Source organism: Methylicorpusculum sp. (assembly GCF_030651835.1).
Lineage (GTDB): Bacteria > Pseudomonadota > Gammaproteobacteria > Methylococcales > Methylomonadaceae > Methylicorpusculum.
Window position 1 is genome coordinate 25,250 of the sequence record NZ_JAUSBX010000119.1, and the last position, 9,693, is coordinate 34,942.

At 48.3% G+C, this 9,693-nt stretch carries 8 protein-coding genes; all 8 read left to right on the forward strand.

The annotated features are described in order from the left end of the window. Positions 1-1,830, forward strand: coding sequence for a glutamine--fructose-6-phosphate transaminase (isomerizing) (gene glmS / locus Q7V32_RS15520; protein WP_304897886.1), 1,830 nt, complete (start codon positions 1-3; stop codon positions 1,828-1,830). Between the two features lie 196 nt (positions 1,831-2,026). Further along, positions 2,027-4,762: a type I restriction-modification system endonuclease gene (gene hsdR / locus Q7V32_RS15525; protein WP_304897887.1), complete on the forward strand. Its 2,736-nt coding sequence runs from the start codon at positions 2,027-2,029 to the stop codon at positions 4,760-4,762. A 7-nt stretch (positions 4,763-4,769) separates the two neighbouring features. Beyond that, entirely contained in the window at positions 4,770-5,504 is a 735-nt protein-coding gene (locus Q7V32_RS15530) for a type I restriction-modification enzyme R subunit C-terminal domain-containing protein (RefSeq protein ID WP_304897888.1), read from the forward strand. Between the two features lie 17 nt (positions 5,505-5,521). Beyond that, positions 5,522-7,189, forward strand: coding sequence for a type I restriction-modification system subunit M (locus Q7V32_RS15535; protein ID WP_304897889.1), 1,668 nt, complete (start codon positions 5,522-5,524; stop codon positions 7,187-7,189). Then, on the forward strand, positions 7,186-8,049 hold the full coding sequence (locus Q7V32_RS15540) for a YhcG family protein (RefSeq protein WP_304897890.1): 864 nt from the start codon (positions 7,186-7,188) through the stop codon (positions 8,047-8,049). The genes Q7V32_RS15535 and Q7V32_RS15540 overlap by 4 nt, the downstream gene beginning before the upstream one ends. Beyond that, positions 8,046-8,183, forward strand: a complete 138-nt coding sequence (locus Q7V32_RS15545) for a hypothetical protein (RefSeq protein ID WP_304897891.1) — start codon at positions 8,046-8,048, stop codon at positions 8,181-8,183. Before Q7V32_RS15540 ends, Q7V32_RS15545 begins: the two co-directional genes overlap by 4 nt. After that, positions 8,180-8,548, forward strand: coding sequence for an endonuclease domain-containing protein (locus tag Q7V32_RS15550; protein WP_304897892.1), 369 nt, complete (start codon positions 8,180-8,182; stop codon positions 8,546-8,548). Before Q7V32_RS15545 ends, Q7V32_RS15550 begins: the two co-directional genes overlap by 4 nt. Before the next feature lie 128 nt (positions 8,549-8,676). Continuing rightward, complete coding sequence (locus Q7V32_RS15555) at positions 8,677-9,660, forward strand: IS4 family transposase (protein ID WP_304897893.1); 984 nt, start codon at positions 8,677-8,679, stop codon at positions 9,658-9,660. The last annotated feature ends 33 nt before the right edge of the window (positions 9,661-9,693 follow it).

A 9,693-nucleotide genomic window follows, 5' to 3' on the forward strand; every position in this document is an offset into this window, starting at 1 on the left:
ATGTGCGGAATTGTAGGTGCTGTAGCCCAAAGGAATGTTGTTCCAATTTTGATCGAAGGGCTCAAAAGGCTGGAATACAGAGGTTACGATTCAGCCGGACTAGCGGTTATCGAAGACAATACGCTTTACAGAAAGCGGGCCTTGGGCAAGGTCAAAGGACTGGAAGCGATGATTGCCGAAGATGCTGTTCAGGGCTTCATCGGTATTGCTCACACCCGCTGGGCAACACATGGCAAACCCAGCACCGCCAATGCGCATCCTCATATTTGTAGAGAAAAGGTGGCGGTTGTTCATAACGGCATCATTGAAAATCACGAACACCTGAGAAGCCAGCAAAAATCCGATGGTTATGAATTTACTTCAGAAACGGATACTGAAGTGATAGTCAACGAAATCTATAGTCAGATGGAAACTTCGCCGGAACTGCTGGATGCAGTAAAAGCCACGATAAAAAAATTAGAAGGCGCTTATGCGCTGGGCGTAATCAGCTATACCCAGCCAAATAAACTGATCGTTTGCCGCAAAGGCAGCCCTTTGGTTATCGGCATTGGAATAGGCGAGCATTTCATAGCTTCAGACGTTGCGGCCCTATTGCCGGTGACACAGCGCTTTATCTTTCTGGAAGATGGCGATATTGCAGAATTGACTATCGATAGCGTAGTGATTTTCGATAAAGATGATAACCGCGTGGAAAGGCCGGTCAAAGAGAGTCAGTTAAAAGCCGATGCTGTTGAAAAAGGCACTTATCGCCACTACATGCTCAAAGAGATTTATGATCAGCCGTGGGCAATTTCCGAAACCCTGGAAGGCCGTTTTATCGATAACCGCTTACAGGACAATGCTTTCGGACATAACGCCCCGGATATCTTCAATCAGGTAAAAGCGATACAAATACTGGCATGCGGAACCAGTTACCATGCTGGACTGGTGGCTAAATACTGGTTTGAGAAATTAGCCCGGGTGCCCTGCAATATCGAAGTGGCCAGTGAATTCAGGTACAGAAAGCCGGTTATTGCACCTAACACATTGGTCGTCACGATCTCTCAATCCGGCGAAACCGCCGATACCCTGGCCGCATTGCAGGAAGCGAAAAAACTGGGTGCGAAATATTCATTGGCGATCTGTAACGTGCCTGAGAGTTCATTAATCCGGGAATCGGATTTAGTGATGATGACCCGCGCGGGTCCGGAAATCGGAGTTGCGTCAACCAAAGCGTTTACAACCCAACTGGTAACGCTGATGTTACTGGTCATCGCAATAGGCAGGCGATTCAGTTTAAGTGAGGAAATGGAGAATAAAATTGCCTCACAACTGTTCAGTTTGCCTGGCAAAATTGAAGAAGTGCTGAAGCTGGACGATGTTATCAATGTGTTGGCAGAACAATTTGCAGAAAAACAGCATGCATTATTTCTAGGCCGGGGCACTCATTACCCGATTGCTATGGAAGGTGCGCTGAAATTGAAAGAAATTTCCTACATTCATGCGGAAGCTTATCCGGCCGGTGAATTAAAGCATGGTCCGTTAGCGCTGATTGATGCCGAGATGCCGGTCATCACCGTCGCGCCCAACAACAGTTTGCTGGACAAACTGAAATCCAATATACAAGAAGTGAGCGCACGCGGTGGACAGTTGATCGTATTCATGGACGAGTCGCTGGTCACCCAGCCGGATGCGAATGTTCAAATAGTCAAGATACCTTCTGTCGATAATGAAATATCACCGATTATCTACACCATTCCATTACAACTGTTGTCTTACCACGTTGCCGTCTTAAAAGGCACGGATGTCGATCAACCTCGGAACCTCGCAAAATCAGTCACTGTCGAGTAACTGTTTGAAATATATAGTTAAAATGTATAGGCCTGGGTCAGGCTCTCCGAGCTAACCCAGCCTATTTTTAAACAGCTAAAGTAAGTTATCGTTCTATTTGTATCTAACGCTAAGCCAAAAATATTAAAACCGAACTAACCTGTTTATACTCATAACAAACTAACTGGCAATTTACTCAGCAGAAACATTAGGCTCAATGGAAATAATGGACGACAAGAGTAATTTTTGTTTCTTACAGGAACACGACCCCTTATTTTTTCAGTTAGCGACTTCTGCCGAGCGCGCATTTGCCAGCGACCCTAACATCACACTCATCAAACTACGTCAATTAGGCGAAGCGTTGGCTCAAGATTTGGCGGCGCGATGTGGCATTGAGTTTGATGACAAAACCAGTCAAGCCGATTTATTGTTCAAGTTGAATCGTGAAATTCGCTTGGAAACCAATGTTGCCGAGCTGTTCCACACCCTGCGGATAGAAGGCAACCGAGCGACCCATCAGTTCAAGACTCAGCACAAAGAAGCCCTGAATGGTCTGCGCATTGCCCGCGCATTGGCTATCTGGTTCCATCAGGCCTTTGGTAAACAAGGCGCTAATTTTAAACCGGGCCCCTTAATCGCCCCAACCGATCCCAGCCAGCATTTAAGAGCGCTGACCATTCAGATTGATCAGCTCAAAGCCAAGCTTCAAGATGCCAACGAGCAAGTTGAAACCAATCAGCAGTTGATCGAACTAAGCGCACGCGAAAAAGAACAATACGCGGTATTGGCCGAACAAATGGATGCTGAGGCTCGCATCTTCGAGCAGATGGCGCAAGCGCATGAACAGCAATTACGCCTGGAACGACAAGCTTTTGAAGATCGTCTGCACGCCATGCACAAGGAGTTGGAAACACGCGGGCAGACTAGCCAAAAGGTTAGCGCAACGATTAAAAAGGCAGCGGCAGAACTGTCCCTCAATGAAGAATTAACGCGTATTCTAATCGATCAACAACTGATTGCCGCTGGCTGGCAAGCTGATACAGAGGAGCTGACCTACCAAAAAGGCGCAAGACCCGAAAAAGGTAAAAACAAAGCCATTGCCGAATGGCCGACTAAAGGCAAACAAGCTGCCGACTATGTATTGTTCGCCGGATTAACCCCGATTGCGGTAGTAGAAGCCAAACGCGAAAACGTCAATGTTGCCGGTAAAATAGCTCAGGCCGAACGCTATTCCCGTGGCTTTATGCCAATTGGCAACATGCAGACTGCCTGGCAATTAGAAGGCCGCAGTATCGCATGGCCCGATCATGAAGAGGGTCACTATCAAATTCCTTATGTCTATTCCTGTAATGGACGTCCTTTCGTTAAGCAATTGGCGGAGCAATCAGGCACCTGGTTCCGCGATGTCCGAGAGACTTTTAACTTAGCAAAACCATTACCGGTCTTTCATAGTCCCGATGGTTTGCTGGATAGACTTCAACGCAGTAAAGCCGCAGCGGAAGACAAGCTACGCCAAGAAGGTTTTGCGTATTTACGTTTAAGAGATTATCAGGAAAAAGCAGTTCAGGCTGTCGAAGTGGCACTGGAAAATAACCAGCAAAATTGCCTATTGGCTATGGCGACCGGGACTGGTAAAACGCGAACCATTATCGGTTTGATGTATCGCTTTTTGAAAACAGAACGCTTCAAACGCATCCTGTTTCTGGTGGACCGCACCGCCCTGGGTCAACAGGCTATCGATGCCTTTAACGATTCACCTCTGGAACAAAACCAGACCTTATCAAAAATCTACAATGTTGCGGAACTCGGTGACATGGCCGCCGAAGCGGAAACACGCATCCAAGTGGCAACCGTACAGGCAATGGTCAAACGCATTTTTCAATCCGATAACCCGCCCAACATCGATGCTTATGATTGCCTGATTGTCGATGAAGCCCACCGTGGCTATGCATTGGATCAGGACATGACCGAAGGTGAAATGGAGTTGCGTGATACCGCCCAATACCTGTCCAGTTACCGACGGGTGTTAGATTATTTTGATGCCGTCAAAATCGGTTTGACCGCCACACCCGCCAAACATACGACCGACATATTCGGCAAACCGATTTATACCTATTCTTACCGGGAAGCGGTAGCCGACGACTGGTTGATTGACCATGAGCCCCCCATTCGTTACAAAACCCTGCTCAGCCAAAAAGGTATTCAATTTGCCAAAGGAGCCGAAGTCAATGTCATCAACACGCAAACTGGCGCGGTTGAACTGGCAACGCTAGATGATGATTTGGCTTTTGAAGTCGACGCTTTTAACCGTAAAGTCATCAGTCCCGCATTTAACAAAGTCATCTGCAAGGAACTGGTCAAAGAACTCGATCCCTTCAGTGACGAAAAAACGCTGATCTTCTGTGCTACCGATCGCCATGCCGACATGGTCAAACGCATTCTGGACCGGTTGTTCAAAAAGCTGTACGGTGATGAATACAATGAAGCTGCGGTCAAAAAAATTACCGGCCAAAGCGACAAGGTCAACCAACTGATTCGCCAATATAAAAATGAGCGCTATCCGAATATCGCAATAACCGTAGACTTACTGACTACCGGCATCGACGTACCAAAAATCTGCAACGTAGTCTTTTTCCGTCGCGTTCGTTCCCGGATTTTGTATGAGCAAATGCTGGGGCGAGCCACCCGTCGTTGCGACGAGATTGGTAAAATCGTGTTCAGGATTTTCGATCCGGTCGACATTTACGCCACACTGCAAGATGTCAGCTCGATGAAACCGCTGATTAAAGACCCCAATGTCACTATTGAACAACTGGTTCAAGAACTGAGCGATCCCAACAGTTTACATGCACCCGGCACAAAGCCGGATACTAGCCATGCCCACGATGTCTTAGCTGCGTTGAGTCAACGGGTGATGCGTATCTTGCGAAAAGCACACAAAAGCGGCCAGTAAACCGGAATTGCAGAAAAAACTCAGGGAACTGGAATCACTGTGGGGCGTTGCGCCAGATACACTTCACCAGCATTTACATCAACTGGGTCCGCAACAGGCCTCCGAATTTGTGCAACGCCATAAAGGCCTGCTCAAACAACTGGATGAGGTCAAGCTGCTGCTTGGCTCCGAGTATTATCCGGTGCTAGCCGATCATCAAGACGAACTCCAAGAGCGCGTTCAAAACTACGGAAATTATGCTAAACCTGCAGATTACCTGGACAGCTTTCACGACTTTATCAAGCACCAACTCAATCAATCCGCCGCCTTATCAGTAGTCGTCAATAAACCTAAAGACCTCACCAGAGAACAGCTAAAAGAAATCAAACTGTTACTGGATCAATACGGCTACACCGAAGCCAAGTTACAAAGCGCCTGGCGCAATCAAACCAATCAAGATATTGCCGCCAGTATCATCGGTTACATCCGTCAAGCCGCCATTGGTGAAGCCTTGATTCCTTTTGAGCAACGCGTATCCCAAGCCATGCAAAAAATCTACGCCCTGCACAATTGGACCGCGGTCCAGCGCCGTTGGTTGGATCGCTTGGCCAAACAACTCAGTCACGAAGTGGTGATCGACCAAACCTTCGTCAATCGCGTGTTTGCCAATGACGGCGGCGCTAAAACGCTGAATAATTTACTCAACCAGCAACTGAATAACGTGCTGGATACCTTGGCCGACTCATTATGGTCAGCTGCATAATTAACACATAAAACCCAATGAGCAATAACGAAATCGTCCAAAAACTCTGGAACCTCTGCGATGTGCTGCGCGACGACGGCATCAACTACTCGGATTACGTCACCGAACTGGTATTGCTGCTGTTTATCAAGATGGAATTCGAAAACACCGAAGCCGGTATTCTGCAAAAACACAAACTGCCGGAAGGCTGCCGCTGGTCAGATTTGACCAAGTTATCGGGCTTGAATCTGCTCAACCATTACCGGCAAATGTTGTTGGATTTATCCAAAAGCGACGACCATCTGATTGCCGCCATCTATGCCGACGCGCAAACCCGCTTGCGTGAGCCGCGTCACCTCGAACAACTGATCAAAAGTCTGGACAGCATCGATTGGTTCAGTGCCAAGCGCGATGGCTTGGGGGACTTGTATGAAGGCCTGTTGGAAAAAAACGCCAGTGAAACCAAATCCGGTGCCGGTCAATACTTTACCCCTCGGTCATTAATCGACAGTATCATTCGCTGCATCAAACCGCAGGTCGGGGAGTTGATTCAAGACCCCGCCGCCGGCACCGCCGGTTTTCTGATTGCCGCCGATGCCTACATCAAAGGCCAAACCGACGATCTTTACAACCTCACCGAAAAACAACAAAGCTTCCAGCGCAATCAGGCCTTTGTCGGCATGGAACTGGTGCCAGGCACCCGCCGCTTGGCCTTGATGAACTGCTTATTGCACGGCATGGAAGGCGACGACGAAGGCGTGGTGCATCTGGGCAATACCCTGGGTCAACCGGGTACTCACTTACCCAAAGCCGATGTCATTCTGACCAATCCGCCATTCGGCACAGCGAAAGGCGGCGAAGCCAGCGTCACCCGCGACGACTTCTCCTACAAAACCAGCAACAAGCAACTGGTATTCTTGCAGCACATCTACCGCAGCCTGAAACCAGGCGGCCGCGCCGCCGTGGTGCTGCCGGACAACGTACTGTTCGAAGCCGGCGTCGGCAATGACATCCGCCGCGACCTGATGCACAAATGCAATCTGCACACCATTCTGCGTTTACCGACCGGTATCTTTTATGCCCAAGGCGTTAAAACCAATGTGCTGTTTTTCAGCAAAGGCACTCCTGAAAATCCGCAGCAAGATGAAAATTGCACCAAGCATGTTTGGGTCTACGACCTGCGCAGCAATATGCCCAGCTTCGGCAAGCGCACGCCGTTTGGCGATCAGCATTTGCAACCGTTCGAAACCTGTTTCCACGCCGAAAACCGCGAATCCCCCCCTTACCCCCCTTTTACAAAGGGGGGAGATGAAGGCGCTAACGAAAGTGCTATCCCTCCCATTGAAAACGATCAAAATTCAGTTCATCGCTTTGAAAAAGGGCATGATTCTATTCCCCCCTTTGAAAAAGGGGGGCTAGGGGGGATTATGCAAAATGAAACAGAATCCCGCTGGCGTTGCTTCAGCCGCGACTGGATCAGAGCCCAAAAAGGCGATTCGCTGGACATTGCCTGGCTGAAAGATCAGGACAGCGTCGATGCCGCCAACTTGCCGGAACCTGATGTCTTGGCCGCCGAAGCGATGAGCGAATTGACCGAGGCTTTACGCGAACTCAATGGCTTGATGCAGACGTTGGGTGCAGGTGATGAAGCCAAACTGCAGCGGCAATTATTGGTAGACGCGTTAGCATTACAGGAAGTGCAATGAATCTGCCAGCTACCCCCACCGAATACTTTCCACCGGTACTGCAACTTATCCAACAGGCTAAATCACGGGCATTAAGCACCGTCAATCATCAATTGCTGGAACTGTATTGGCAGATTGGTGAATATTTAAGCTTTAAGGTGGCCGAACAAGGCTGGGGACAAGGTACAGTAAAAGAATTGGCGAAATGGTTAACCGAGCGTGAACCCAATTTGCGCGGCTTTTACCTGAAACTGGCCGTAGAGCAGCGCTGGTCAACCCGTGAACTAGAACAACAAATTAACAACGTCTTATTTGAACGGACAATAGCCTCCCCGCTAAAAGTCTCGGCAGTGCTGAGAGAATTACACCCCGCCGCAGATCAGGTGTTTAAAGACAGCTATTTATTCGATTTTCTGCATTTGCCGGAACCGCATCATGAGCGGGATTTGCAACAAGGCTTGATCAAGCATTTAAAACAGTTTTTGCTCGAATTGGGCCGTGATTTTTGTTTTATCGGCCAAGAATTCAGCGTGCAGGTCGGGCAGAAAGATTTCTCGATTGATCTGCTGTTTTTTCATCGCGAGTTACAGGCATTGGTGGCGTTTGAATTAAAGATCGACGATTTTAAACCGGCCTATCTCGGTCAGTTGGAGTTCTATCTTGAAGCATTAGACCGCGACCACCGCAAAGCTCACGAAGCGGCCAGCATTGGCGTGTTGCTATGTAAAAACCGCGATCATGATGTGGTGGAATACGCCCTGTCGCGTAGTTTATCGCCGACTGTAGTAGCGCAGTATCAAACCCGTTTGCCGGATAAAGCCTTATTGCAAGCCAAATTAGATGAGTTTTATGAGTTGGCTAAACAGGAAAGTGAGCAATGAGCCAATCGAAAAGCAACGTAGGTTGGGCACAAGCGCTATCGCTAAACCAACCTATGACTTTCGACGTAGGCGATCAGGCTCAAGTGCGGAAGGATTTATTGGCCCAAATCCTGGACGTCGGAGGCCGGGCATGATTTTGCCGTATGACAAGAGCTTGAAACCTAATAGCCGCGCCTTGCGTAACCGTATGACCGACGCCGAGCAAAAACTTTGGCAATGTTTGCGTCGCAAGCAAATCAACGGCTGGCAGTTTTATCGGCAAAAACCGTTGGGGCCTTATATTGTCGACTTTTACTGTGCGGCAGCGTTTTTAGTGATCGAATTGGATGGTAGTCAGCATTTTGAAGCTGAACATCGAGAAGCAGACCGGCAACGGAATGAGTATTTGCGTGGTTTGGGCTTGACGGTTTTGCGCTTTGATAATCGGCAGGTGTTGTTGGAGATGGAGGCGGTGTTGGAGATTATTCGTAGAATCCCCCCCGGCCCCCAATGTCATTAAGTTAAGAACTAACATATTGATTATGATATAATTATCTCTACCTTAAACGCTTAAAAGGAAGGCAAAAATGACACAAATAGAACCACTTTACTTTATTAGAAACTATTTTCAGTCTACTAAATACAACGATTTCGAGTGAAACCTTCAAATTAAAGCACCGCCTATCTGAAAACAGTTTCACTCGCACTCGCAAACTTTCATTTCCAACCCTGATCGCGTACTTTCTGAATTTAACCAAAGGCTCTTACCAACAGGAATTAGACACCTTTTTTAGCCTATCAGATACCAACACCCCGCCCACTCAAGTCGTTACCAAATCCGCACTATGCCAAGCGCGTAAACAGCTTTCCCCCTTGGCTTTTATCGACCTCAATCGGCACGTGGTGGATACCTACTTTGCGGCTCATCCTGAGCTCAAAACCTGGCATGGCTTCCGACTTTGCGCCATTGACGGCTCCAAGCTCAGAGTTCCCAACGAGCCTGACATTGTTGCGGCCTTTGGCGTGAATCCTGGCAAGGAAAACCAGAAAGATTGCCCCTTAGCATTGGCGTCCGTTTACTATGATGTGCTTAACCACATCAGTATCGACGCCAGCATTAATCCCACCACGGCCTCAGAACTTGACTGTGCCGCTGCCCATTTGAATTATGCGCATCCCAAAGACCTCTCTATTTTAGATCGAGGTTATAATGCCTTTTGGCTCTACGCCCTCTATGAGGCAACAGGCCGGTATTTTTGTATGCGCGCGCGAAGCAACCAAGGCCTGCTCTACAAACAGTTTGCCGAGAGTGGCGAGGCACAAGCCGAAATTATTCTCGAAGCCAACCCGCGCTCCGTCAAACAATGCCTGAAAAAAGGTTTGCCAACCCAGCCGTTGAAGCTCCGCCTAATACGCGTTGAACTGAACAATGGCGAAGTTGAAGTGTTGATCACCAACTTGATGGCTGAACAGGCTTTTCCGGTCGACGAATTCAAGGAATTGTACCATCTAAGATGGGGAGCGGAAATCGACCAGCCATATTGCCTCCATAAGAGTGTTTTTAGAAAATTATTGTATCGGTTCTGCAACTGGTTTTATCCAGGTACGATTAACAGTCCGCAATTTACGTAATTCCTCCAATTCCTGTTGATTTGCCGTAATGAT

Bases quoted from the DNA above. Each gene is read 5' to 3' on its own strand.
- glmS (WP_304897886.1), top strand. From the start codon at position 1: ATGTGCGGAATTGTAGGTGCTGTAGCCCAAAGGAATGTTGTTCCAATT.
- hsdR (WP_304897887.1), top strand. From the start codon at position 2,027: ATGGAAATAATGGACGACAAGAGTAATTTTTGTTTCTTACAGGAACAC.
- Q7V32_RS15535 (WP_304897889.1), top strand. From the start codon at position 5,522: ATGAGCAATAACGAAATCGTCCAAAAACTCTGGAACCTCTGCGATGTG.
- Q7V32_RS15540 (WP_304897890.1), top strand. From the start codon at position 7,186: ATGAATCTGCCAGCTACCCCCACCGAATACTTTCCACCGGTACTGCAA.
- Q7V32_RS15545 (WP_304897891.1), top strand. From the start codon at position 8,046: ATGAGCCAATCGAAAAGCAACGTAGGTTGGGCACAAGCGCTATCGCTA.
- Q7V32_RS15550 (WP_304897892.1), top strand. From the start codon at position 8,180: ATGATTTTGCCGTATGACAAGAGCTTGAAACCTAATAGCCGCGCCTTG.